The following is a 25,106-nucleotide window of genomic DNA, read 5'->3' as shown; positions in this document are numbered from 1 at the left end:
TGCCATGGCCATCGTCGACAAAAGCCGGGTCTACATTCAGGACGTCTCCCTGCGGGATGGTATGCATGCCCTCCGCCACCGCATGGACCTCGACAGGCTGCGCGAGATCGTTGCCGCCCTCGACGACGCCGGGGTCGACGCGATCGAGGTGACGCACGGCGACGGGCTCTCCGGCTCGTCCTTTACCTACGGCTTCGGCAGCCACTCCGATCTGGATTGGATCGAAGCGGCAGCGGATGTCGCCAAGACCGCGCGCATCACCGTGCTGCTGGTGCCGGGCATCGGGCTTGCACGCGACCTGGAAGACGCCCGCAAGGCGGGCGCCGCGTCGGTGCGGATCGCCACGCACTGCACGGAGGCCGACGTGTCGCGCCAGCACATCAAGGTCGCCCGCGATCTCGGCTACGACACCGCCTGCTTCCTGATGATGAGCCACATGATCGAGCCGGCAGCCCTTCTGGAGCAGGCCCGGCTAATGGAAAGCTACGGGGCGGAGTGCGTCTACGTCGTCGACAGCGCGGGCGCGATGCTGCCCGACGACGTGTCTGCGCGCGTTAACGCACTGCGCGGCGGCCTCAAGCCAGAAACCGAGGTCGGCATCCACACCCACGAAAACCTGCATCACGGCGTGGCCAACGCCGTGGCCGGCGTGCGCGCGGGCGCGGTGCGCGTCGACGGTTCGCTGGCCGGATTGGGCGCCGGCGCGGGCAACGCCCCGATCGAAGCACTGGTCGCCGTGTTCGATCGGCTCGGCCTGAAGATCGCCTGCGATTTCGTGAAGCTCGCCTCCGCCGCCGATCAGCTCGTGCGCCCTCTGATGGACCGGCCGGTACGGGTCGACCGCGAAAGCCTGGTGCTGGGCTATGCCGGCGTCTATTCGAGCTTCCTGCGCCACGCCGAAAAGGCGTCCGACGACTATGGAATTCCAACGACCGACATTCTGGTCGAGCTCGGACGGCGCGCCATGGTCGGTGGCCAGGAGGATATGATCGTCGACGTCGCGCTCGATCTGGCTAAGGCCGAGAGGGCCGGCTAAGATCCAGCTCAGCCCTTCGAGCGATCTCCCACCGCGTCGCGGATTTCCGGTCCCGCGAAGCCATAGAACTCCAGCGCGAGCGAGGCGTCGAAGGCCGGAGCCATCGCGCGATACCATGCATTCAGCGACTGCTTGGTCCAGCGCGTGGCTGTCGGCGGGGCATCGGCCAGAGTGACCGCAACGTCCAGCGACCGCACGTGGACCTCTGCATCGTCGACGCAGAGCGAAACCAGCCCGATGCGCTCCGCTTCCGCGCCGTCCACGGGCTCGCCCACCAGCAGATGATATTTCGCCTTCGCCATGGACACGTGCAGCGGCCAGCAGATCACGGCATGGTCGCCAGCGGCGATGCCGAGCCGCGTGTGCCGATCCAGGATCGTGGCCGAGCGCGCCGCCACCGACACGTCTGCGAGCAGCGCCGCGGCGAGCGCGGCACCGGCGGAGCGGCCGTGCAGGGTGGAGACGAACGGCTTGGAAAAGCCGACGATATTGTTGACCAGATCGCGCGCCTCTCCCATCACGCGCGTGCGGGTCGCGTAATCCGAAACCAAGCCATCCAGTGTCTCCGAACTCCCCCCGGCGGACAGGCTGTCGCCCGCGCCGCGCAACAGTACGGCGCGAACGCTTTCATCCCTGTCGGCAATGGGCCAGAACGCGGCGAGATCGCGGTGCATGGCCGGGCTGACCGCGTTTGCGTTCGGTGCGTCCAGCGTGACACGCAGGACGCCGTCGGCGGGCCGGTCGAACTGCAGGGCGTCGAAGCTCCGATAGTCATTCATGGTCCCGCCTCCCGAGAAGATGTGTGCAAATTCCGCACACCTATGATCTATATACGCTCACCTTTGGCGTACGAATGTAGGGTGTCAAGGCGCGTGACACGATTGAAATGGCTTCGGCGGGTTGGAACGAGATGAAGGACAAGGGCGGCCGCGAAAAGGAAGCAACCGGCGCCGGATCGCAGACCCTGGCGCGAGGACTGCGCGCCTTGCAGCTCATCGCTGCCTCGCCGGAGCCCTTGTCCGTTCAACAGGTCGCGTCACAGCTGGGCGTGCACCGGACCATCGCCTATCGCCTACTGAATACGCTGGTTCAGTTCCATCTGGTGGCGCGCGCCGAGGACGGCGGCTATCACCCCGCCGCCGGCCTCGCCGCCCTCGGCGCGTCCTTCGAGCGCAACCTGCGCGGCATTTGCCTCCCGATCCTCCGCAACCTCGCCGACGATCTGCGCCTCACGGTTTCCCTGCTGGTGGCGGAGGGCGAAGAGCAGGTTGCCGTCGCGGTCATCGTGCCGAGAAACGTTTCCTACCAGCTCTCCTTCCACGAAGGCAGCCGCTACCCGCTCGACCGGGGTGCGGCCGGCCTGGCCCTTCTGGCAACCATGCCGCCGCGTCCGGGCGAGCGTGAAGCGGTGAAGCTTGCCCGCAGTCGCGGGTGGGTTCTGACCCACGGCGAGATCGAGCCCAACACCTACGGATTGGCCGTTCTGGTCCGGCACTCCCAGGCGCTTCCGCCGATGTGTATCAACCTGATTTCGCATCGCAAGGACGTCGTGGAAGGCGGACTGGCGGCCGCCCTCGTCGCCGCCGAACGCCTGGCGGCCCTGTTCGACTGACCATCATCCATCTGTCCGACCGCGATCGCACATCCGACCCCGCCTGTCGGGCGTCGGCGCGCATGTGCACCTGGTGAACAGCGCGGCAACAGGCCGGCGCCGGGCGCGCCGGCGTCTTGACAGGATCAAGGCCATTTCGTTTATTTGATGCAATTAGCGAACAAATACGTGCGAAAAACGCACATATAAATTGAGCCTTCGAACGAAGGCCAAGTCCCAGGGAGGAGGGACATCGATGGCAGGCCAGAACGGCAATCCCTCACCTGTCTCCAATGGGTCCCTCGGCTGGGACGATGAGGTCGACGTCATCGTCCTGGGTACCGGCGCGGCCGGCTTGACCGCGGCGCTGGCGGCGGCTGCCAACGGCGCGCGCGTTGCGGTGTGCGAGAAGGCCGCCACCGTCGGCGGGACAACCGCCGTTTCCGGGGGCATTGCCTGGGTGCCGGCGCACGATCGGGCGCCGAATATCGACCTGCCCGTCGAGGATGCTCTGCAGTATCTGCGCGCCCAGGCGCTCGGGTCGATGGACGAGGCGCTGGTCGAGACCTATGTCCGCACCGCGCCGCACATGCTCGACTTCGTCGAGGCCCACAGCGAGCTCAAATTCCGCATTGCCGACGGCTTTCCCGACTACAAGCCCGAACTGCCGGGCGGGAAGGCAACCGGCGGACGCTCGCTCGGCCCCGCGCCCTACCCGCTCGATCGACTCGGCGCGTGGGGCGACCGCATCACATCGTTTCCGCCCGATTTCAGCAATGTCGGCTTCGACGCGGAGACGCGGGCCCGGCTCGATGCCGCGGCGAACGCGGAAGAGGGCGACGTCTGCGTCGCAGGCACAGCGCTTGTTGCCGGTCTCCTGAAAGGGCTGCTCGACCTCGGTGTCGAACCCCGGCTGCAGTCGCGCGCCTTAGAACTCGTGGCCGGCCCGGACGGGATCGTCGGGGTCGTCCTCGCCGAGCCTTCCGGGGAGCGGCGGCTGCGGGCGAGCCGCGGCGTGATCCTGGCCACCGGCGGGTTCGAATGGGATCGCGACCTTGTCGGCGATTTCCTGCGCGGGCCCATGCACGGCCCAGTGTCGCCGCCCGCCAACACCGGCGACGGCCTGCGCATGGCCATGGCCCATGGCGCGGCCCTCGGCAACATGGGAGAGGCCTGGTGGGTTCCGGTGATCAAGATCCCGGGCGACACCTTCAATGGCCAACCGCGCGCTCGCAGCGTGCGGTTAGAGCGCACGCGTCCGCGCTGCATCATGGTCAACCGGCTGGGCCGCCGCTTCGTCAACGAGGCGTGCGACTACAATTCGATGGGCGGCGCGTTCCACTATCTCGATCCCCGCGAGGGCTACGTGAACGACCCCGCCTGGATGGTGTTCGATGCTCAGCATCTGAAGCGCTACGGCTTTCTGAGCGTGGAGCCCGGAGGACAGGCCCCGAACTGGTTCTTCAGGGGAGAAACCGTCGAAGAACTCGCCACCGCCAGCGGCATCGATCCGGCGGGTCTTTCAACAACCGTCGAAAATTGGAACAAGTCGGTCGCCCGGGGATACGATCCGGAGTTCGGGCGCGGCCAGAGCGCCTATGACGGCTGGTGGGGCGACGACAAGGCCGACACGCTCGCCGGCCGCACGCTCGGACCGCTCGATGAAGGCCCTTACTACGCCGTCCCCATGACCATCGGCGCGATGGGAACGAAGGGCGGACCCCGCGTGGACCGCGACGGCCTGGTCCAGCATGTCAGCGGCGGTTCGGTGCGCGGCCTCTATGCGGCCGGAAACGCCATGGCCGGCGCGACCGGAAAGGCTTACGGCGGAGCGGGTGGCACCATCGGCCCCGCCATGACCTGGGGCTTTCGCGCCGGCCACACCGCCGCCACGGGACGGTCGTTCCAATGGTAACGGCAGCCATTACCGCCCAGGCACGCCGCAGCCACACCGGACGCCCGTCAGAGCGCCGCGCCGGCGTTTGGCAACCCGAGCGACCAGCGCCGGATGTACCGGCGTCGCAGCAGCCGCCATCCCAAGCCCGCTTCGACGGCAACGTCGATATAGTCACCACCGGTGATGCGATCCGGCCAGGCGAAGACCCCCTTGCTGAGAATGTCTGCCACGCCGCTCTCGCGCTCTTCGACGACGATGGCGCTAACATGATGGGCGATCGGATGCTCCGTCGTCCGCCACACGGCCGCGATCGCGGCGATGCCTTCATGAACGCCGAGGCCAACCGTGTCCGCGTCCAGGACCGCGTTGTCCGCGAAGACCTCGCCGAGCCGATCCCATGCGCGCGCATCGAGAATATGGCAGTAGCGCCCGAGCAACTGGTGAATCTCAACGACTGCGCCACTGGCGATTGTCATTCTGGCTCCTTCCGCACGTCTCCTGCCGCGGAGAGGTCGGCCTATCAGCACCCGCTGACCGAGACCAGCGACGACACCGCTGCGTTCACTGTGTGCACAGCTCGGCCCATGTGGACAGCAGTCGCGGCAAGGAGACGGTGCCGTGGACGCTGAGTACGATCTCATCGTCGTCGGTGCGGGGTCGGCCGGAATGACGGCCGCAATCGTCGCCCACACCAAGGGTCTGCGCGTCCTGCTCCTGGAAAAGACCCGCCAGGTCGGCGGCACGTCCGCCGTTTCGGGCGGGGCCTGCTGGGTGCCGAACAACCATTTCCAGAAAGCCCAGGGCGTCGAGGACAGCGTCGACCGGGCGATGACCTATCTTGACACCGTTGTGGGCACGGACGTCGGACGCGAGCAGCGGGGGGTCTATCTGCGGCGCGCGCCCGAGGCGGTGAAGTATCTGGAAGAGGTGTCGGAGCTGGTGATGCCGGCCCGCCCCTTCACACCCGACTATTCATCGGATGTCGACGGTGCGCAGAACCATGGCCGCGTGATGGTCACGCGCAATTTCGACGGCAGTCTTCTCGGAAAGCGCTTTAACGACCTGAGGCCGCCCTATCCGGAAAATTGCCTGTTCGGGACCGCCATGGTCGACGGACCGGATCTTGCGCATCTCCTCAATGCGCGCCGCTCGATCCGCTCCGCCTGGCACGCGGCAAAGTTCATCGCGCACCATGCCGTCGATCGCCTCCGCCATCCCGGTTATCGCCGCGGCTCGCGGCTCACGACCGGCAACGCCATGGTCGCACGGCTCTACAAAACGATCCTCGATCGGGGCATCCCGCTGGTTTTTGGGGCGAACGTCGCCGATCTGCTGGCCGAGGATGGCAAGGTCTCGGGCGTGGTCCTGGACCGCCCCGAACGCATGACCGTTCGCGCACGGTTCGGCGTGGTGCTGGCCACCGGCGGCTTTCCCGCGAATACGGCACTTCGGCGCGCCCATCTGCAGGCGCCGGCGGGAGACAACTTCACCGCCGCCTCCCAGGACAACACCGGCGACGGCATCGGGCTGGCGTTGGCAAGGGATGCCGCCTTCGACACGCGGAATCTCAACGGAGCGTTCTGGTGCCCGGTATCGATCGGGAAACGCTCGGACGGCTCGGTCGTGCATTTTCCGCATCTGATCGGCGACCGCCCGAAGCCGGGCCTCATTGCCATCAACCGTCACGGCAAGCGGTTCACGAACGAATCGGAGCCCTATCACGTCTTCGTCCAGGCGATGCTGACGGGCGACCAACTGCCGGCCTACCTGGTGTGCGACACGCGCTTCATCCGCCGGTTTCCGTTCGGGATCACCCGCCCTTTCCCCTTTTCGCTGAGGCGGCACAAGGCATCCGGCTACCTGCTGTCGGGGCGAACGATCGAAGAGCTTGCGCAAGCGATCGGCGTTGATACCTCCACACTGCGAACCACCGTCGACCGTTTCAACGACGATTCCCGCCGTGGCGTCGACCGGGAGTTCGGGCGCGGCAGCACGATCTATCAGCGCAATCTCGGCGCGCCCGACATCAAGCCGAACCCGTCGCTCGCGCCCTTGGAACGTGGACCGTTCTACGCAATCCGGATCGAACCGGGGGATATCGGCACCATCCACGGGCTCGCGACCGACGCCGACAGCCGCGTGCTCGACGGCTCCGGCAACGTGATCGAGGGTCTCTATGCCTGCGGCAACGATCGAGCCTCGGTCATGGGCGGCGCCTATCCCGCCGGCGGCATCACGCTCGGCCCATCGCTGACCTTTGCCTACCTGGCCGCGCTCGATGCGGCACGCAAGGCGGGCAACCTCGTTGCCAAGTCGCCGCGCGAAGACACTGAGACTGAAGACACCGAGACTAGGGAACGCGCCTGACTGCGATCGCAGGATCGCCAGCCAAATGAAAAACAGGGAGGAGCGATCAATGGTAACCAGAAGAACCGTCTTGAAAGGGGCGGCTGCTAGCGCGGTCGCGCTCAGCAGCTATGGGCGATGGTCGGTCGGTTACGCCGCTGACAATCCCATTCGCATCGGTGTCATGACGCCGTTGAGCGGGCCGGCGGAAACGTCGGGCCGATCCGTCAAGGCAGGCGTGGAGATCGCGGCGGCCCAGATCAACGCCGAGGGCGGCGTGCTCGGCCGCCCGATTCAGCTCGAATTCCGCGACGACAAGGCGAATGTCGCCCAAGCCACGGCCATGGCGCACGAACTGCTCGGCTCCGGAGTGAACCTCCTGACCGGCTCCAACTCCAGCAGCGTCGTCGCCGCGCTCGGCCCCGTGATGCAGCAAGAGAACGGCGTCCTGATCGGCACGCTGGCCTCCGCCGCCAGTCTAAACCACGAGAACTACAATCCGAACGTGTTTCGCGCCAGCGAGACCCCGTACGCCCGGATGCGCGGTCTGGCTCAGATCGCCTCGAAACAGAGCGGCGACCTGAAGAGGTGGAGCGGCATCATCCCCGATACCGACTTCGGCCACTCGAGCTGGGAAACCTTCGTCGGCGGTCTAAAGGAATTCTTCCCCTCCGAGGCCGGTGTCGAGCCGGAAATTCTCGACCCCATCGTCGTTCCGCTGTTTTCCAGCGACTACAAGAGCTACATCGCGGATGCGATGAAGACTCCGTTCGAAGGACTGTTTCACGCAACCTACGGCGCCGATTCCGTCACGCTGTTCCAACAGGCGAGACCTTATGGCCTGACTAAGAAGGCCAAGGCCATCTACGACAGCGGCAACGAATTTGTGGTCGCCAAGGCTATGAAGGAGCACACGCCGGCGTGGTGGGGCTCGATCTTCTGGTATTATGGCAACCACGAAGACAACCCGATGAGCAACGCGCTCTACGAGGACTACGCCGCGAAGTACAATGACCTTCCTCCCGAAGGCTACATCGCTGAAGGCCATGCCGATATCTATGCCTTCGCGAAAGCGATCGAGACTGCTGGATCGACCGAGACCGCGGCCGTGATCGATGCCTTGAAAGGCATGGAATGGGAGACGGCCACCGGTATCCGGACAATGCGGGCCGAGGACAACCAGGCCATCAAGACCATCGAAGCCGTCTACATCGAGCCCGCCGACAACGAGAACGGATGGACGATTTCGGCTGCCGACAAAGTTCCTGGCGGAGACCTCATCGAGCCTCCGTCGCCGGGCAAGAAGCTGGAATAGAGCATCGACCGAAAATGCGGGTGCCCGTTTTCGCGGGGACCAGCGCGGCGTGGAACCACTCCAAACCCTTGATTTTACGCGTTTCCGGACGGCGGACCGGTTTCCACATCGCCTGGAAACGCTGCTGGCACGGCAGTCGCCGACCGACAAATGTCGGGGGCGTGACATCTGCCTTTGGCTGGGGCCCGCCCGCGGGTGGGCCCACACCCAACTGATGAGACATGGCAGACCATGGCGGACGAGAGCGACAGGTTCGATCTGATCATTGCCGGCGCCGGCCCCGTCGGCATGACGCTGGCCCATATCGTCGGCGCATCCGGACTCAAGGTGCTGGTGGTCGAACAACTCGACACGCTGATCGACTATCCGCGCGGCGTCGGCATGGACGACGAATGCCTGAGGACGTTCCAGGCGATCGGCCTGGCCGACAAGGTGGTGGAGCACACCAGCCCCCACCAGTGGATGGAGTTCCGCACGGCGAAGGGAAAGACGCTCGCGCTGATCCGGCCGCAGGCGAACCTGTTCGGCTGGCCGAGACGAAATGCGTTCATCCAGCCGCTCGTCGACAAGGTGCTGTTCGAGGGGCTGACCCGTTACCCCAACGTCCAGATCGCCTTTTCCACGGAGCTCGTTTCATTCGACCAGGACGCAACGGGCGTGCAAGTGGAGCTCAAGACCGCAGACGGCCCGCTGCGCCGGGTTCGCTGCAGCTATTTCGTCGGGTGCGACGGCGGCCGCAGCCTGGTGCGCAAGTCGCTCGGCATCTCGTTCGAAGGACAGACGGAGGCAACCCGCTGGATCGTGGTCGATCTGGAACAAGACCCGGTCGCGATCCCGAACACCATTCTCGTCTGCGATCCGTCCCGGCCGTTCGTGAGCATCGCCCTGCCCCATGGCGTACGCCGACTGGAGTTCATGGTCATGCCGGGAGAAACCGACGAGGAGCTGACCAGCCCGAAAGGGCTCCACGGTCTTCTGGCACGGGTGATGCCCGACCCGGAGAGCGCGCACGTCATTCGCAGCCGCGTCTACACCCATCACGCGCGCATTGCGGAGACCTTCCGCAAGGGCCGCGTCCTGATCGCCGGCGACGCCGCCCATCTGATGCCGGTCTGGCAGGGTCAGGGCTACAACACCGGCATCCGCGACGCGACCAATCTCGGCTGGAAGCTGGTCGAAGTGCTGAAAGGGCGCAGCTCCGGCGCGCTCCTGGATACCTACACCCTGGAACGCCGCGATCATGCCAAGGCGATGATCTGGATCTCCACGACCGCCGGGCGGATCTTCTCTCCGACCAACAAGGCCCTCGCCGCGACACGCGATATCCTGTTTTCGCTGAGCAACTGGATCCCTCCGCTCAAGAGCTACATCGTCCAGATGCGGTTCAAGCCGATGCCGAGCTATGAAAACGGCGCGATCGTTCCTGGCCGGGGCCCGGCACGGGCCGTGGTGGGGCGACTTTTCATCCAGCCACAGGTACGACGGCCGGACGGCCTTGCGCTGCTCGACGACGTTATCGGCAACGGCTTCGCGATCGTCTCCTGGGCGGTGGATCCCTGGGTCTACATGTCGGAGGAGGCGCGCCGCATATGGCAGCGCCTCGATGCCAAGATCATCGTCGTTCGTCCCGACTCCGAGTTTGGACTGTCGGCTGGATCGGTCGGCGATCACGCAGAGATCGTCGGCGACCCAACCCTCGCCCTGAAGGACTGGTTCGCACTGTCGCGGATCTCCCTGGTCGTGCTGCGGCCCGATCGCTTCGTGGCGGCTGCAGGTGGCCCGCAAGACATATCGGCCCTGCTGGAAGCGCTCGCCAAGACACTGTGCACGACGCCCGAAACGGAGCCGGTCGCCTCCTCCGCGAGCGATCGTCGCAGCGCTCTCGCGCTCACACGCGAACCTTTGGAGGGGACAGCCGGTGGAGTTTGAGGGAAAAATCATTCTGGTGACCGGAGGGGCCGGAGGACAGGGAGCGGCCGAGGCCCGTCTGTTGGCCGCCCAGGGGGCCACCGTCATCGTCAGCGACCGACAGGTGGCGCAGGGAGAAAAGCTCGCCGCCGACATCGGCGGTGGTGCGACCTTCGTGGAACACGACGTCACCCGCGCGGACGACTGGGCACGCGCCGTCGGCGTCGCCGAAGCCAAGGGCGGGCTGCACGGCCTCGTGAACAATGCCGGCGTCTATCGGCCGGGCCAATTGTCGGAAACCGACCCGGCGCTGTGGCAGGACCATGTGAGCGTCAACCAGTTCGGCTGTTTTCTGGGCCTTAAGGCGGCGGTCCCGGCCATGGAGCGCTCCGGCGGCGGGTCGATCGTCAATGTCGCCTCCACCGCAGCATTGCGCGGCTCCGGCCAGGCCTTTGCCTATTGCGCCACCAAGTGGGCGCTCAGGGGAATGTCCCGCGCGGCGGCGCTGGAATTGGCCGGCAGGAACATCCGGGTGAACTGCGTCTGTCCCGGCTTGGTCGATACGCAGATGCTGAGCCAGTGGTCGCCGGAGGAGCGAACGCGTCGCCTCGCCGCCGTTCCAATGGGTCGCTGCGGAACGGCGGAGGAAATCGCCGAAGTCGTGCTGTTCCTTCTGTCCGACCGAAGTTCGTACATGACCGGGGCCGAAGTCGCCATCGACGGCGGCTTGGCCGCATAGAGTCATTTCAAGAAAAGTGGGAACCGGCTGTCCGTTCAAAATTGCGGCTAAGCGAACGACTGAAGCAGGTTCGCCGCGCCTTCTCTAAATTTCGAGGCCGAATGCTGTTCGATATCGCCACGATCGTCTTCAATGCGCTCACCTGGGCAATGGCGACCTTCCTCGTCGCCTCCGGGCTGACGCTCATTTTCGGCGTCCTGCACATCCTGAACTTCTCCCACGGCGGCTTCCTGATGCTGGGGGCCTATCTCCTGTTTTCGGTCACGCAGGTGATCGGAGACGATCTCTCCTTTGCGGGCTATCTCGCCGTCAGCGTGGGCGCGGGTATTGTGATCGCCGCGGCCGGCCTGATCGTCGACCTCGTCGTTTTCCGCCGCCTGAGGAACGTGGAAAGCGCGTACGTCCTGATCGCCACCTATGCGCTCCTTCTCCTCGTCGAAGGATTGGTCAAGGGCATTTGGGGCGCCGGCAACCATCTTGTGGTTCCGCCCGAGATCCTGATCGGCGCCGTCTTCGTCGGTCCGGTGCTGCTGCCCTACTACTCGCTCTTCGTCATCGTGTGCGGGGTGCTCGCGTTCATCGGTCTGGAATGGTTTTTGTTCCACACCACGCCAGGCAAGCTGGTCCAGGCGGTTGCCATCGACCCATGGATGTCGAGCCTTCTCTCCGTCAACGTCGAGCGGGTCTACTCGCTGACCATCGTCATCGGCTTCGCGCTTGCCGGTCTTGCCGGCGGCCTGCTGGCGGCCAACCAGGGCCTCAGCCCGCAACTCGGCGGCATCTCCATCATCCAGGCCTTCGGCGCGATCATCGTGGGCGGGATGGGAAGCATCCGCGGTGCATTCTACGCCGCCATCCTGCTCGGATTGATCGACGCCTTCGGCACGGCGCTGTTCCCGGCCTTTCCCGGCATCTTCTTCTACGTCGCTCTCGCCGGCATGATTCTTGTCCGGCCCAAGGGCCTCATCAGCAGCGAGTTTGCGCGATGAACCGGCTCGGCTCCCCTCGCCTCTCGCAGTTCGTCGCAATCCTCGCCGGCGCACTCCTGATCGGCGCCACGCTTCCGCTCTACGCGAACGCCGGCATCGTCTTCCTGGCCGGCCTCGTGGCGATCGACATCGTCATCGCCCTCGCCTTCAACTTCCTGTTCGCCACTGTCGGCGTGCTCAGCTTCGGCCAGGCCGGCTTCATCCTCGTCGGAGCCTACGCCGCGGGAGTGGCGATCAAGTTTTCAGGCGTCTCGATCCTGCCCACGCTGATATTGGCGGGCGTTGCCTCCGCTTTCGTGGCGATGGTCATTGGCCTTGTCGCCTTGCGTCGGGTTTCGGGCGTCTATTTCGCGGTGCTGACATTGGCGTTCGCCTCCCTCGGCTTCGTCGCCGTCAGCAAGAGCGAATTCCTCGGCCGCGAAGACGGATTGACGGGCATTACGCGTCCCGATCTGGAGCTCGGGATTGCCGCCATATCTCTGACGGAGAGCGTCCATTTCTACTATTTCGTGCTCGCCGTGTGCGCGGTGCTGATCGCGGTCATGTGGTATTCGACCAGCAGCCAGTTCGGACGAACGCTGAAGGCCATCAAGCAGGATGCCGATCGCTCGGCCTTTCTTGGCATCAACGTTCAGGGCTTTCGCGTCGCCGCCTTTGTGCTGGCCGGCGCGGTGACGGGCATGGCCGGCGCGCTGCTCGGACCGTTGACCCAGATCGTAACGCCGGATCTCGGCTACTGGACGCAATCGACCAAGCCGATCCTCTACGCCATGCTCGGCGGCTCCGGCTTCTTCTGGGGACCGGCGGTCGGCGCCGTCTTGTTTGCGGTCCTCTCCTATGCGACGCGAACCCTGGTGGGCATGACGGAGGTGATCACCGGCGGGCTCCTGCTTGTGGTGGTGCTGGCCATTCCCGGCGGCGTTCTGGGCGTTTTCCAGAGCATTGCGCGTCTGGTCCGCAGAAGGAGCGCGCGATGACCGAGCCGCTACTGGATGCCGCCGGGATCGAGAAAGGCTACGGCCGTATTTCCGTCCTCAAGGGCGTCGATCTCGCGATCGCGGCCGGAGACGCCCATGTGGTGATCGGGCCGAACGGGGCGGGCAAAACCACGCTGTTCAAGGTGCTGAGCGGCGAGCTGATACCGGACAAGGGCGTCGTTCGCTTTGCCGGCCACGATGTGACCGCCATGCCCGGCTGGCGGCGGACACGGCTGGGGATCGGACGGACATTTCAGGTCGCCCGCACCTTCAAGGACCTGACGACCTTCGAGAATGTGGTCGTGGCACTGGAGGCCAAGAGGCGGCAGACGGCGAGCGTATTTGAGCTGTTGCGGCTGCGTCCGTCGGACACCGTGCGGAAGGCCGCCCGTGCGATGCTTGATGAATTCTCGCTCGATACGGTGGCCGACTGGCCGGCCGGCCTGCTTTCCCACGGCGACAAGAAGAGCCTTGAGCTGGCGATGGCGCTCGCCGCGCGGCCCCGCCTTTTGATGCTCGACGAGCCGACGGCTGGCATGGCGCCTGCCGACCGACGCCGCAGCATCGACCTCATCTCCCGGCTCCTCGCCAAGGGCGAGTTCTCCCTCCTGCTCACCGAGCACGACATGGAGGTCGTCTTCGGCCTCGCCACCTCCATCACCGTCCTCAACTACGGGGAGGTGATCGCCACCGGCTCGCCCGAGGCGGTGAGGTCAAATCCGCGCGTGAAGGAAGTCTATCTGGGTCATGACGTCTCCGCTTCTTGAGATCAGAGACTGCGACGCCTTCTACGGCGACAGCCACATTCTGCATTCGATCTCGCTTGAGATCACTGCGGGCAGCGGGGTTGCTTTGCTTGGACGCAACGGTGCGGGCAAGTCGACGCTGTTGAAGAGCATCATGGCGGCCGGCCCGACCGTGCGGGGCGACATCCGTCTCAACGGTGACGCGATCATGCGCTTGCCGGCCCATCGCCGCGCCGCTGCCGGCTTGAGCCTCGTCCCGGAAGACCGTCGGATTTTTCCGCACATATCCGTCGCGGAGAACCTGCTGATGGGCCGCAGGGCCACACGCAACGGCGACACGCCGCTGACGCTTTCCCAGGTGACGGAGCTGTTTCCGATGCTGGCCGACCTGCTCGATCGCCGCGGCGACCAGCTCAGCGGCGGTCAGCAGCAAATTCTCGCGGTCGCGCGCGGGCTGGTGTCGAAACCCCAGCTTCTGCTGCTGGACGAACCGGCCGAAGGGCTGGCGCCGATCATCGTACAGGACCTGGCCGAACAGATCGCCGGCATCCGGGAGCGAGCTGGAACCTCCCTTTTGCTGGCGGAACAGAATGTCAGTTTCGCCCGACACTGCACCGAACAGGTGTTCGTCATCGATACCGGGCGTATCGTGTTTTCCGGAGGCTGGGAGGCCTTCGACGCCGACGCGGAGCGGATCGAACGCTTCCTGGCGGTATGAAGGTGTTCGCCAGGACGAGGAGAACGCGCAAGTGACGGTTAAATCGTTCAAGACGGTTCACGCCCACGGTCCGGAACCTACGGCCGCAAACGATCCGGCGTGCCCGGACAAGCGGCCGACAGCCGTTGAAAACCGCCCGACCTATAAGGACGTGCGCGCCCTGCAGCGCGGGCTGACGGTCATGGAAGCGCTTGGCAGGCTCGGTTGGACGAAGCTCGGCAAGCTCAGCATCCATACCGGCATCGACCGGACCTCGCTCTATCGCCTGGTGAACACGCTGATCGAGGCCGGTTACGTCGTCCGCCGCAAGGAGGACGGCTCGGTCAACCTGTCGCGGAAATTGCTGCACATGACGCAGAACCTGCGCGACAGCGATCTCGTGGCGCAGATCGTCGTCGGCCACCTCACGCGCCTGACGCAGGTGATCAAGTGGCCGAGCGACTTCGCCGTTCTGTCCGAGGGCGGCCTTCACATCGCCGCCTCGACGCACGGCATGAGCCCGCTCAGCACCCATCGCGCGATGATCGGAAACACGCGCCCGCTGTTCCGGTCCGCCCTCGGCAAGGCGCTGACCTCGGCGCTTCCGTCGGAAGAGCTTGAGGAGCTGATCGCTTCACTCGCGCACATGAACGGTCCCGACGCCGCCGATGCCAGAGCGGCCGGCGCTATCCGGCGCTCTGCCACCGAGGTCCGCGAACAGGGCTACGCCGCCGCGATCGGAACCATCGAAAGCAACATCGGCGCGATCGCGCTTCCGGTATGCAGCGGAAGCCGCGTCCTGGGCGCCATCAACATCATCTTCTTCAGCAGTGCGATGGCGCCCGGAGAGGCGGCGGACCGGTATCTGGAGCGTCTCCGACAGACCGTCGCCGCGATCGAAGCCGAATTGGCGGCGCGACAGTCGTCCGCCTTCGCGACCAGCGATATGGGCGAACGGACGCCTCGACTTGTCCAACGCTCCTGACGTCGGTCTCGACAGGAGCGGAACCGACATCAACACCGTTATTCGTCCGGACTTATTTCAGCGAAAGCGTTTTCAGGCCAAATGGAAACCGTTGGCCGTCCGCGTCAAAACAATAACTCAGACCCGCTCCGCGATTCGGAGAAAAGCGGAACGGGGCGAGCTCCTCGTTCCCAGACGTCTGCCGGGCGACATCGTCGTCCTCAAATCGCGACGAGCTTGCCCGCGTTCATCCGGTTGTCTGGATCGAGCGCCCGCTTCAAGCTCCGCATCAGGTCGTTCTCGACATCGCTGCGGAAGTCGGCGAGCTCCTGAAGCTTCAGAAGGCCGACCCCGTGCTCGGCCGAGATCGAGCCGCCAATGGTACGCACCACCTCGTGGACGATGGCATTCATCTCGCCCCAGCGGGCCAGAAATGCCGCCTTGTCCATATCGTCGGGCTGGGTGAGATTGTAATGGACGTTACCGTCGCCGACGTGACCAAAAGCGCAGACGTGCACCCCCGGCATCCGCTCCATCACCGCCGCACTTGCCGTCGCGATGAATTCCGGAATGCGCGAAACCGGCACGGAGACGTCGTGCTTGATGCTGCCGCCGGCCCGCTTCTGGGCTTCCGGCGTCGCCTCCCTGAGCTGCCACAGCCGTCCCGCTTGGTCCTCCGACTCCGCGACCACGCCATCCAGCACAAGCCCCTGCTCGAAGGCCGCCTCCAGGATGCTCTCGAAACAGCGCCGGAGATCGTCGCCAGGGCGCGAGGTGGTCAGCTCGATCAGAGCGTGCCACGGCGCTTGCGTATCGTAAGGCCGGCGTCCTTCCGTGTGCTTGCAGACGATATCGAGGGAGAAATCCGACATCAGCTCGAAGGCGCTGACGCCATCCCCGCTCAGGCGCCGCGCCAGCGACAGCAGCGCCAGCGCATCCTCCACCGAGCCCAGCGCGCAGAAGGCCGTCTCGCGCTGCTGCGGTTGCGGGAACAGCTTCATCACCGCTGCGGTAACGATCCCCAGCGTGCCCTCGCTGCCGATGAAGAGATTTTTCAGAGAATAGCCGCTGTTGTCCTTGTAGAGCGGCCGCATCCCATTCCAGATCCGCCCGTCGGGCAGCACCACCTCCAGGCCCAGCGTCAGCTCGCGGGTGTTGCCGTATCGCAGCACTCCGACGCCGCCGGCATTGCTGGCGATGTTGCCGCCGATGGTGCAGCTTCCCTCTGCCCCGAGGCTGAGTGGGAACAGGCAGCCCGCCTCGCGTGCAGCCTCTTGCAGGTCGGCCAGCACGCAGCCGGCCTCGGCGGAGATGGTGAAATTCACCGGATCGACATCCAGGATCCGGTTCATGCGTTTGAGCGATACGAGCACATCGCCCGTGCCTGCGACCGCGCCGCCGACGAGACCGGTCGCCCCGCCCTGAGGCACCAGCGGGACGCCCGCCTCCGCGCAGAGCCGAACGGTCGCGGCCAGCTCTTCGGCCGTCTTCGGCGCGACGACGACTTCGGCGCGGCTTTCGAACAGGCTGCGCTCCTCGATGAGATAGGACGCGCGATCGGACGGATCTGTAATCAGGCCGGCGGGATCAAGCACCGTAGCCAGACGAGCGACGAACCCATCGGGCAAAACGCGATCGACCGAGCGAGCTTGAAGGGTCATGCCATCGTCTCCGCAAGAGAAAACCCGACGAGGTCGGCCGCACGCCAGCGCCCGTTCGCATCCGCGGAGGCAAAGCCGCGACACCAGCCAACCAGACGGTCGACATCGACCGGCACGCAGGCGAGCGTGAGAATGTCGCTCGCACGGCGGATCATCTCCGCCTCGCTCCAAGGCTCCTCCGGATCGCCGCGACGGTGGGAGCGCTCGGCGCTCAATTGCCGCCCATCGGCCATCGTCACGCTCACCCGCGCCGGCCGTTCCTTCGGAAAGCGCGCCGTGAACGCCGGCTCGGCGCGAACCTCGGTCATCGCCTCGAGGGCACGCACCGCGGGATCGGCCAGGAGATCCTCGTTCAGACCGGTGAAGGTCGGCGGACGGCCGGCCAGCACGGCGCCAATACAGAAGGCGGTCGCGAACTTCGCGGCCGCGACGTCACGCGGGGCCGTGCGAAAGGCGACGTCGAGACAGCTCTGCGGCACCTCAACCAGCACCGAGGCGATCTCGCCGGCTTTCGCGTCGATCTGGGCTGCGACATCCGTGGCGCAGTCGAGGGCGCTGTGCATCTGGCCGCAGGTCGGCCATCCTTTGACGGTCACGTCGTGCATCATGGCACGTCCTTCCGGCCGCAGCATATCGGCCGGGCCACCGTCGAGGCCCCAGGCTCGCGCCATACCGCGACGTCCTTCCAGAACGTGCGGCGCACCCGGAATACCGGCCTGCGCCAGGAAGGCCGCAGCAAGCCCGTTGCGCACCGGCGTGGCACAGTGGAACGCCTTGGCGGCGGAGACGTCATCGTCGAGAAACTGCCACAGACCGGCCGCCTGGGTACCTGCGTGGCCGAAGGCGGCAAGCGTCCGGTCGGTATCGAGCCCCAGCGCGTGCGCAGCCGCAGCGGCGGCGGCAAAGCAGCCCGCCGTCGCCGTCGTGTGGCAGACGGCGTAGTGAGCCGGCCCAAGCCAGGAACCGACCCGCAACATGGCCTCGTAGCCGACCACCACGGCCCCTTGCAGCCGATCGAGCGGAATCGACGGGTCGGCCTCGGCGAGCGCCATCACCACCGGCAGCACGGTGACGCCGGGATGGGACGTGGAGGTGCGGTGGGCGTCGTCCACTTCCCAGAAGTGCGCCGTCGCGGCGTTCGCCTGCGCCGCCGCCGAGACCGGCGCGGGGCGAGAGGATCCGGCCACGCCACACGGTCCCTCTCCGGCCTGGGGGCCGGCGAGCGCCGCCCTGTAAGGCGGTGCCAGCACATGGCCGGTTCCCGACAGCAGCGCGGAGGCATAGTCGAGGGCGATCGCGAACAGCCGCGCCCGGTCCTCCGCGTCGCAGGCGCGCGCGTCAAAGGCCGCGCACCACTGCGCCAACGGCCCTAAAAGCGGCTCGCTCACGCGACCCTCCCGCCCGGAACGACCGGCAGATCCGGTCGGCTCTCCTGCCCCCATTCCGCCCAGGAGCCGTCATAGACGGCGGCCGGCGCGAGGCCCGCGCGCTCGGCGGCAAGTGCCAGGACCGCCGCCGTCACCCCGGAACCGCAGCTCGCGATCAGCGGCTTGCCGGCGTCCACGCCCGCCTCTGAGAAGGCGCGCGCAAGCGCCTCCGGCGACCGCATCCGACCGTCGGCAAGCACCTGGTCGAAGGGCAGGTTGAGCGCGCCCGGCATCGCCCCGGACAGAAGGCCCGGTCGCGGCTCGGCCTCCTCGCCGTTGAAGCGGGGCGCCGAACGCGCGTCGATCACCTGCGCCGACTTCGCCTGAAGAGCGGCCAGAACCTGATCGGCGTCACGTAGCCGGGCACTGTCCGGCGCGGCCTCGAAATCTCCGGCCGGCGCGGCGGAGGGCTCACCGGTCTCGACCGCACCTCCAGCCTCGACCCAATCCGGAAAGCCGCCGTCCAGAACCGCGACGGCGGCGTGCCCCATCGCCTTGAACATCCACCACGCCCGCGGCGCGGCGAAAATGCCGGCCTTGTCGTAGCAGACGACGACGCTGTCGCGGTTGACGCCCAGGGCTCGGACCTCCGTCTCGAAGAGATCCGCCGGCGGCAGCATGTGCGGCAGCGAGGTCTCCCTCGCAGCGACCTTCACGTCGAAGTCGAACCGACGTGCACCGGGAATGTGGCCATCGCGAAACTCCGCGTCGGCATCGCGCTTCTGGGCCGGCATCCACCAGCTCGCGTCGAGGACGACCGTCGTCGGGTCGTTAAGCCGCGACAAGAGCCAGGACGGTTCGACGAGCGGAGGCATCGCTACGGTCATCGGGTAACTCCTTGAATCATGAGAAGGTCGGGCCCCACGAACCGGTCATTCCGCCGGTTCCGGAAGAGACCGTTTCCGGTTGAAAATCATCGGGGCAATCAGGCTCGCAGCCGCGACGAAGAGGATCACCGCCGAGATCGGCCGGGTGAAGAACGGCAGGATGGAGCCATTGGAGAAGGCAAGCGCCAAATTGAGCTGCTCCTCCGCCATCGGCCCCAGGATGAGCCCCAGGATCACCGGTAGAACCGGCACGCGCGCGATCTGCAGGAAGTAGCCGAGCAAGCCGAAGCCGAGGAAGCAATAAACGTCGAACATCCGGTTGTTCAGCGCGTAGCAGCCGACCGTGCACAGGATCAAAAGCACCGGAATGACGTACTGGCGCGGCACCGACACCGCCTTGACGATCAGCGGAATGAAGAAGTGGTAGAGCACCGTGCAGAAGGCGAACGCCACGAAATAGGCCAGGAACACGATCCAGACGATCTCGCCGTGGTCGCGGAACAGAAGCGGTCCGGGATCTAGGCCGTGCAACATGAAGGCGCCGAGCATCATCAGGGTCGACGCGTCTCCCGGGATACCGAGCGTCAGCATCGGGATCAGCGCGCCACCCATGGAGGCGTTGTTCGCCGCTTCCGGCGCAATGACGGCCTCGGGAAGCTCGCCCTTGCCAAACCGCTCCGGCGAGCGCGAGGCGCGACGGGCCTGGCCATAGGCGACGATGTTCGACAGACCCGGTCCGACGCCGGGCAGAATGCCGATGACGATGCCGATTACCGTAGAGCGCAGAAGGTCGCGGGATCGGGAGATGACCTCGCCGAACGCCGACATGAAGGCGCGCATCTGATAGTCGACCTTGAGCATCGTCGCGCGGCGGCCGATGTCGTCGGTGTCGGCCAGAAGCTGCGGGATCGCGTAGAGCCCGATCAGCGCCGGCAGCTCGTTAAAGCCCGACTCGAACGCCGTGATGCCGAACGTCATGCGCACCTGGCCGGACGACTCGTCGAGCCCGACCAGCGCAATCGCAAGGCCGATAAAGGCCGCCATGAAGGCTTTGATGGTCCGCCCCTTCGACGACATGGCCGAAATACAGCTGAAGGTGAAGACGACGAGCGAGAAATACTCCCAGGGCCCGAAGCTGAGAGCCACCTTGGCCAGAAGCGGCGCGATCAGGACGAGCGCCAGACCGGACAGCACGCCACCGAGCATGGAGGCGTAGACGCCGAGGCCGAGCGCCCGCATCACCTGGCCCTTGGCGGCCATCGGATAACCGTCCAGACAGGTTCCCGCCGAGGCCGGGGTGCCGGGAATGTTCAGGAGAATGGCACCGACGAGGCCGCCGGAAATCGCGCCGCAATAGACGCCCATCAAGAGCGGCAGCGCGAAGGTGATGTCCATCGCATAGGTGATCGGGACCATCAGAGCGATGGCCATGGTGCTGGTCAGGCCGGGGATCGATCCGATCACCAGCCCCCCGGCGACGCCGAGCATGATGGCCAGAAGCGTGGCGGGCTCGAAAACGCTTCCCGCCGCCGAAAGAACGAGATCGTACATGTCAGAGCTCCGTACGGCTCAAGGCAGGAAGGCCTGCAGATAGACCACGAGCAGAAGGTAGATGAGGTAGATGGTCGCTCCGGTGATCACGGCCGCGAGGATCACCTCGCGCAGGCTCCGCTTGGGCGAGAGCAGTATGATCGTCGCGAAGCAGAACACTGCCGTCGCCGGCATGAAGCCGACGGTCGTAATCGCCAGGAGATAGACCACGAACAGCACGAACAGCAGCAGCCGGCGCCACTTGAACGCATGCTCCCAAACCTGCCTGAAGGTCGGAGCGCCTGCAGGATTGCCCGCGACCACGGTGCGCACGGTTTCCAGGCCGCCCATCACGAGGCCCGTCCCGAGAACGACCCAGGGAAACAGGTGGCTGGAGACGACCGTCGACGTGGTGTCGGAAAGTTGAGAGATCTGCGATGCCGCGATCGCAAGGGCAATGAGATAGACGGCGCTGAAGATCAAATCTGTGGTGCGCATGACGATGTCCTCCACGATCGCCCACCGACCGGTCTTAAAGTCCGGTCTCGGCCGACAAATCGCATGGGGCGGAGCATTCGATCCACCCACGGGCCACGTGACTTAAAAGGCTGTTGTGGACTTGGGTTGGAGCGACTGGGGGTGTTTCCCTCTCCCGCCCGGCAAGGCGGGCATGGGAGGCGGGCGCCTCCGGCGGTCGTCGCCCGGAGACGCCCTCTTTCCCCTAGAGCATGTCCCGTTCAAATTGACTCTATTCGAACGATAAGAACTTACCCAACCTATTGAGTCTAAAACCATATCATATCGGTCGGGCGTTCCCGCTTAACCGAAAAAGGCGCTAGTCGCTCTTCAGGTTGAACTTGTTCGTCAGAGTCACGATGCGGTCGTACCGCTTGGCGAGATCCTGATCGAGCTCCTCGCCGCGGGCGGCGTCCACCGTCATCGACTGCTTGGAGAGCTTCGCCACGCAGGCCGGATCCTTCGCGGCCTCCATCCAGGCGTCCGCCAGGATATCGATGCGATCCTGCGGGGTGTTCTTCGGTGCGAACGTGGTGAAATACATGGCGAAGGTGGCGTCGACGCCCTGCTCCTCGGCCGTCTCGGCATCCTTCAGCCGGGGATCGCGCTTGTCGGACAGAACGGCGACCGAAACGATATCGCCGGAATCGACATAGGGCGCGGCGGCACCAACGGCCGTCGGAACGAGGGTGAGGTTGCCCTGGATGGTCGCGACGATGCGCGTCTTGTCGCCGGACATCGGGATCGTCTTCAGCTCATCGACCGAGAGGCCAGCGGCATCCATGAAGTCGAGCACGGCGAAATGGGAGAAGCCGTTCAAAGCCGTGCCGACCGTGACCTCGCCGGGATTGGCCTTCACCTTCTCGGTCAGCGTTTCGACGCTGTCGATGCCGCTGCCCTTGCCGGAGAAGATGCCGTAGTTCATCACGACAGAGCTCGCGACCGGCGCGAACGCGGTATAGTTGTAGTCGGAACGACCAGTGGGCTTGGCCATGTCCATGCCCTGGTGAGCCCACAGGAGCTTGGTGCCGTCGGGACGCGCATCGCGCACCTCGACCTCGGCGATCTTGCCCCGCGCACCGGTGATGTTCTTCACCAGAACCTTGACCGGCAGCTTGTCTTCGAGACAACCGGCGAAGATACGGGCCGACACGTCGCTGCCGCCGCCGGGAGAGAACGGAACGACCAGTTCGATCGGCTTGTCGGGAAAAGCCTGAGCGGGAATCGCCAACGCGCAAACGCCGGCGGCAACGAGCAGAAGTCTCTTCATCATTTCCTCCACGATTGGACTAATATTGTCGTCCGGTTGTCCGGATCTTCTTTTTCGGCCCGCGTGTCCGCGGGCTCGAAGCTCACTATGCGGCGAGCCACGCCGCGCCGGTTTCCCGCGCGAGGACGCGATCGATGCTTTCGCCCACCGCGCCGAGATAGCGGGACGGCTCGGTCAGCTTTTCGATTTCCTCGTCGGTGAAGACGTCGGCCACCTCGTGGTGGGCCCTGAGCGCATCGGCGAAGCTCAAGCCTTTCTCGATGCCGCTCATGGAAGCCTCGTAAAGCCACTCGTGAGCGGTATTCTTGCCGACCTTGTCACCGAGCTCGAGCATCACCCGTTCAGAGAGCAGGTAGCCCTTCATCATGTCGACGTTGCGGGCCATCGCATCCTGGTTGACGCGCAGCCCCTTCAGAAGTCCGGCCGCCTGGAACAGGATCGCGCCGGTCACGAGGCAGGTTTCCGGAACGGACTTCCATTCGGATTTCCAGGCGATCCCGTCGCGCTCATGCTCCTGCACCATGGCCTCGAGCATCATCGCGGCGTTGTAGCGGACGCTGCGCGACAGCATCGCGACATTCTCGGCGGCAACCGGGTTGCGCTTGTGGGGCATGGTCGAGGAGCCGAGCTTGCCTTCCGTAAAGCCCTCTTCGACCTCGGCGAACTCGTTGCGCTGCATGTTGAACAGCTCGTTGCCGATCTTGGAGAGCGTTCCGGCGATCATCGCCAGCAGCGTGACGTACTCAGCGACCCGGTCGCGCGACGGAGCCCAGCTAATGTCCGTGGCGCCCAGGCCGAGCTCCTCGGCGACACCCTTTTCGATCTCATGAGCACGAGGACCGTAGGAGGCCTGCGACCCGACGGCGCCGACGACCATGCAGACGAAGACACGCGGCGCGCACTCGTCGAGGCGACGCGCGTGGCGCGACAGCTCGTCGAGCCAAATGGCGCACTTGTGGCCGAAGGTGATCGGCAGTGCCTGGACGCCGTGGGTCCGGCCGACCATGACGGTGTCGCGATGCTCGCCGGCAAGCCGGGCCAACTCGCGACCGACTGCCGCCAGATCCCGCCGAAAGATCGCGTCGGCCTCCTTCAACTGAAGGATGAGCCCGGTATCCACCACGTCCTGCGTCGTCGCACCGTAGTGCAGATATTCCGCGCCATCCTTAGAGAGATTCTTCTGAACCTGTTTCAAGAGGGGCACGAGCGTGTGCTTGATACGGCGGACGTCGGCGGCGACCGCTTCCAGGTCGATCGTCTCGATCCGGCAGGCCGCGACGATCTCGTCGGCGGCCGCTTGCGGAATGAGGCCGAGACGCGCCTGCACCTTGGCAAGCGCGGCCTCGAAATCCAGCCACTTCTGCAGCCGGTTGGTTTCGCAAAAAATCTCGCGCAGCTCCGGGGTGCTCCACAGATGCTGCATCGTCGTCATGTCGAAGACGGATACGCTCATTTCGTTCTCCAGAAGCGCTCGGATGCCGCTATTCAGCCTCGAAGAACTTCATGGCGAGACCGCCATGCGCAGCGGCGGCGCCAGCGCACAGAGCGGCAGAGAGGAGCACGGCTTCCGCGACCTCCTCTTTCGTCACGCCGAGCGCCTTCGCCTTCTTGACGTGGGATTCGATGCAGTAGGGGCAGCCGGTGGCATGTGCGACCGCGATCGCCACGATCTCGCGGGTGCGCGGCGGGATTGTGCCGTGGTCCTTGCCGGGAATCTGATTCAGCTCCATCCAGGCCTTGAAGTCGGCCGGGGCAAGCTTCGACATCTCCATCCGGTGACGGGCGTCGTCGGCATCATAGTAGCGGTTAGCCATTGGAGCTTCCTCGTTACTCTTGTTTTATACAATGAAATGCGTATCATTGATTAAAACAATCCGACCAGAAGCTGTCAAGCGCGAGAAGAGGAACCTGCATGGAATCGACCCGAAAACCGCCGACCGGCGTTCTGGAGCGTGGACTGCGATTGCTGGAGTGCTTCACCCAGGATCATCCGCGCCGGCATCTCAAGGATCTCTCCGAGGAGAGTGGACTCGACAAGGCGACGGCGCTGCGCGCATTGCGCACCCTGGTCGAGCATGGCTACCTGCAGAAAAACAGCGACGGCAGCTACTCGCCGGGACCGGCGAATCTGCGGCTTTCGGCCCTGTTCCGGGCCACGTCGAACATCATTACGCGCCTTGAGGCGCCGGTTCAGCAGATCAGCCAGCGGACCGGGCTAACGACCTCCTTCTTCGTCCGCTCCAACGACGAACGGCTGTGCCTCGTTCGCGACCAGGCACGCCGGGATTTCCGCTTTTATGTCGAGGTGGGGGCATCGGTGGCGATGCGCGAAGGCGGCGCTGCCGCGCGCGTGCTGGAGGCGTTCACCGGGCCGGACAGCGAGCTGAACGCCCGCATCCGCGCGGACGGCTACTACATCTCACACGGCGAGCGGAACAAACACTTCGCTTCGATCGGCATTTCGCTGTTCGAAAGCGACGCGACCTTCCTGGGCGCGATCACCATCACCGGTATGGCCATCGACTTGACCGACGAACAGCTCATGTCGTTCGTCGACATCGTGGAGGAGGAGGTCGCCCGCTCCGGCTTCCTCATCCGAAAGTCGCAGCCGGGGTGAGGCCGCCCCTGACGGCAGCCCTCTCGACTGTGGGATGTGTCGCATCGCCGGCT

At 65.4% G+C, this 25,106-nt stretch carries 23 protein-coding genes; 13 read left to right on the top strand and 10 right to left on the bottom strand.

Going from position 1 to position 25,106, the window contains the following annotated elements; translation table 11 throughout:
* The first annotated feature begins 4 nt into the window (after nucleotides 1-4).
* Complete coding sequence (gene dmpG, locus HNS03_RS15595; protein ID WP_367196539.1) at nucleotides 5-1,036, top strand: 4-hydroxy-2-oxovalerate aldolase; 1,032 nt, start codon at nucleotides 5-7, stop codon at nucleotides 1,034-1,036.
* Nucleotides 1,037-1,044: 8 nt separating this feature from the next.
* Here dmpG and HNS03_RS15590 read toward each other — a convergent pair whose 3' ends face one another.
* Complete coding sequence (locus HNS03_RS15590) at nucleotides 1,045-1,815, bottom strand: enoyl-CoA hydratase/isomerase family protein (protein ID WP_367196537.1); 771 nt, start codon at nucleotides 1,813-1,815, stop codon at nucleotides 1,045-1,047.
* 131 nt (nucleotides 1,816-1,946) lie between these two features.
* Here HNS03_RS15590 and HNS03_RS15585 point away from each other — a divergent pair, with 131 nt between their 5' ends.
* Entirely contained in the window at nucleotides 1,947-2,648 is a 702-nt protein-coding gene (locus HNS03_RS15585; protein ID WP_367196536.1) for an IclR family transcriptional regulator, read from the top strand.
* A gap of 235 nt (nucleotides 2,649-2,883) precedes the next feature.
* Nucleotides 2,884-4,542 carry an FAD-dependent oxidoreductase gene (locus tag HNS03_RS15580; protein WP_367196534.1) on the top strand — a complete coding sequence of 553 codons (1,659 nt, stop codon included), beginning with the start codon at nucleotides 2,884-2,886 and terminating at the stop codon, nucleotides 4,540-4,542.
* Between the two features lie 47 nt (nucleotides 4,543-4,589).
* Here the strand turns inward: HNS03_RS15580 and HNS03_RS15575 are convergent, their stop codons facing one another.
* A complete protein-coding gene (locus HNS03_RS15575; protein WP_367196532.1) occupies nucleotides 4,590-5,000 on the bottom strand; it encodes a nuclear transport factor 2 family protein in 411 nt (136 codons plus the stop codon).
* A gap of 142 nt (nucleotides 5,001-5,142) precedes the next feature.
* Here HNS03_RS15575 and HNS03_RS15570 point away from each other — a divergent pair, with 142 nt between their 5' ends.
* The 9 genes from HNS03_RS15570 to HNS03_RS15530 all read left to right on the top strand — a co-directional run bounded on the left by HNS03_RS15570 (nucleotide 5,143) and on the right by HNS03_RS15530 (nucleotide 15,226).
* Nucleotides 5,143-6,891, top strand: a complete 1,749-nt coding sequence (locus tag HNS03_RS15570; RefSeq protein WP_367196531.1) for an FAD-dependent oxidoreductase — start codon at nucleotides 5,143-5,145, stop codon at nucleotides 6,889-6,891.
* A 49-nt stretch (nucleotides 6,892-6,940) separates the two neighbouring features.
* Entirely contained in the window at nucleotides 6,941-8,185 is a 1,245-nt protein-coding gene (locus tag HNS03_RS15565) for an ABC transporter substrate-binding protein (protein WP_367196529.1), read from the top strand.
* A gap of 231 nt (nucleotides 8,186-8,416) precedes the next feature.
* Nucleotides 8,417-10,114, top strand: a complete 1,698-nt coding sequence (locus tag HNS03_RS15560) for a bifunctional 3-(3-hydroxy-phenyl)propionate/3-hydroxycinnamic acid hydroxylase (RefSeq protein WP_367196527.1) — start codon at nucleotides 8,417-8,419, stop codon at nucleotides 10,112-10,114.
* Between the two features lie 16 nt (nucleotides 10,115-10,130).
* Nucleotides 10,131-10,832, top strand: a complete 702-nt coding sequence (locus tag HNS03_RS15555) for an SDR family NAD(P)-dependent oxidoreductase (RefSeq protein ID WP_367196526.1) — start codon at nucleotides 10,131-10,133, stop codon at nucleotides 10,830-10,832.
* A gap of 101 nt (nucleotides 10,833-10,933) precedes the next feature.
* The gene (locus HNS03_RS15550; RefSeq protein ID WP_367196524.1) at nucleotides 10,934-11,821 is read left to right on the top strand and encodes a branched-chain amino acid ABC transporter permease; all 888 of its coding nucleotides are present in this window, start codon (nucleotides 10,934-10,936) and stop codon (nucleotides 11,819-11,821) included.
* On the top strand, nucleotides 11,818-12,798 hold the full coding sequence (locus HNS03_RS15545; RefSeq protein ID WP_367196522.1) for a branched-chain amino acid ABC transporter permease: 981 nt from the start codon (nucleotides 11,818-11,820) through the stop codon (nucleotides 12,796-12,798). Before HNS03_RS15550 ends, HNS03_RS15545 begins: the two co-directional genes overlap by 4 nt.
* A complete protein-coding gene (locus tag HNS03_RS15540) occupies nucleotides 12,795-13,565 on the top strand; it encodes an ABC transporter ATP-binding protein (protein ID WP_367196521.1) in 771 nt (256 codons plus the stop codon). Before HNS03_RS15545 ends, HNS03_RS15540 begins: the two co-directional genes overlap by 4 nt.
* Nucleotides 13,546-14,262: an ABC transporter ATP-binding protein gene (locus HNS03_RS15535; RefSeq protein WP_367196519.1), complete on the top strand. Its 717-nt coding sequence runs from the start codon at nucleotides 13,546-13,548 to the stop codon at nucleotides 14,260-14,262. Before HNS03_RS15540 ends, HNS03_RS15535 begins: the two co-directional genes overlap by 20 nt.
* Nucleotides 14,263-14,293: 31 nt before the next feature.
* Entirely contained in the window at nucleotides 14,294-15,226 is a 933-nt protein-coding gene (locus HNS03_RS15530; RefSeq protein WP_367196518.1) for an IclR family transcriptional regulator C-terminal domain-containing protein, read from the top strand.
* A 200-nt stretch (nucleotides 15,227-15,426) separates the two neighbouring features.
* On the opposite strand, the gene HNS03_RS15525 is transcribed toward HNS03_RS15530, so the two are convergent.
* The 8 genes from HNS03_RS15525 to HNS03_RS15490 form a co-directional block, all read right to left on the bottom strand.
* Entirely contained in the window at nucleotides 15,427-16,866 is a 1,440-nt protein-coding gene (locus tag HNS03_RS15525; RefSeq protein WP_367196517.1) for an FAD-binding oxidoreductase, read from the bottom strand.
* Nucleotides 16,863-18,254 carry an MmgE/PrpD family protein gene (locus HNS03_RS15520; RefSeq protein WP_367196515.1) on the bottom strand — a complete coding sequence of 464 codons (1,392 nt, stop codon included), beginning with the start codon at nucleotides 18,252-18,254 and terminating at the stop codon, nucleotides 16,863-16,865. The genes HNS03_RS15525 and HNS03_RS15520 overlap by 4 nt, the downstream gene beginning before the upstream one ends.
* Complete coding sequence (gene sseA, locus HNS03_RS15515; RefSeq protein ID WP_367196513.1) at nucleotides 18,251-19,120, bottom strand: 3-mercaptopyruvate sulfurtransferase; 870 nt, start codon at nucleotides 19,118-19,120, stop codon at nucleotides 18,251-18,253. Before sseA ends, HNS03_RS15520 begins: the two co-directional genes overlap by 4 nt.
* 45 nt (nucleotides 19,121-19,165) lie before the next feature.
* The gene (locus HNS03_RS15510) at nucleotides 19,166-20,671 is read right to left on the bottom strand and encodes a tripartite tricarboxylate transporter permease (RefSeq protein ID WP_367196511.1); all 1,506 of its coding nucleotides are present in this window, start codon (nucleotides 20,669-20,671) and stop codon (nucleotides 19,166-19,168) included.
* A gap of 18 nt (nucleotides 20,672-20,689) precedes the next feature.
* The gene (locus tag HNS03_RS15505; protein WP_367196509.1) at nucleotides 20,690-21,148 is read right to left on the bottom strand and encodes a tripartite tricarboxylate transporter TctB family protein; all 459 of its coding nucleotides are present in this window, start codon (nucleotides 21,146-21,148) and stop codon (nucleotides 20,690-20,692) included.
* 337 nt (nucleotides 21,149-21,485) lie between these two features.
* Entirely contained in the window at nucleotides 21,486-22,436 is a 951-nt protein-coding gene (locus tag HNS03_RS15500) for a Bug family tripartite tricarboxylate transporter substrate binding protein (protein ID WP_367196507.1), read from the bottom strand.
* Between the two features lie 85 nt (nucleotides 22,437-22,521).
* A complete protein-coding gene (purB, locus tag HNS03_RS15495) occupies nucleotides 22,522-23,889 on the bottom strand; it encodes an adenylosuccinate lyase (protein WP_367196505.1) in 1,368 nt (455 codons plus the stop codon).
* Nucleotides 23,890-23,917: 28 nt separating this feature from the next.
* A complete protein-coding gene (locus tag HNS03_RS15490; RefSeq protein ID WP_367196503.1) occupies nucleotides 23,918-24,250 on the bottom strand; it encodes a carboxymuconolactone decarboxylase family protein in 333 nt (110 codons plus the stop codon).
* A 98-nt stretch (nucleotides 24,251-24,348) separates the two neighbouring features.
* Here HNS03_RS15490 and HNS03_RS15485 point away from each other — a divergent pair, with 98 nt between their 5' ends.
* Nucleotides 24,349-25,053, top strand: a complete 705-nt coding sequence (locus HNS03_RS15485) for an IclR family transcriptional regulator (protein ID WP_367196501.1) — start codon at nucleotides 24,349-24,351, stop codon at nucleotides 25,051-25,053.
* The last annotated feature ends 53 nt before the right edge of the window (nucleotides 25,054-25,106 follow it).

The sequence above is a fragment of the Amorphus sp. 3PC139-8 genome, from assembly GCF_040750475.1.
GTDB lineage: Bacteria > Pseudomonadota > Alphaproteobacteria > Rhizobiales > Amorphaceae > Amorphus.
The sequence above is the reverse complement of the archived record's forward strand: the minus strand, read 5'-3'. Positions and strand labels throughout refer to the sequence as shown.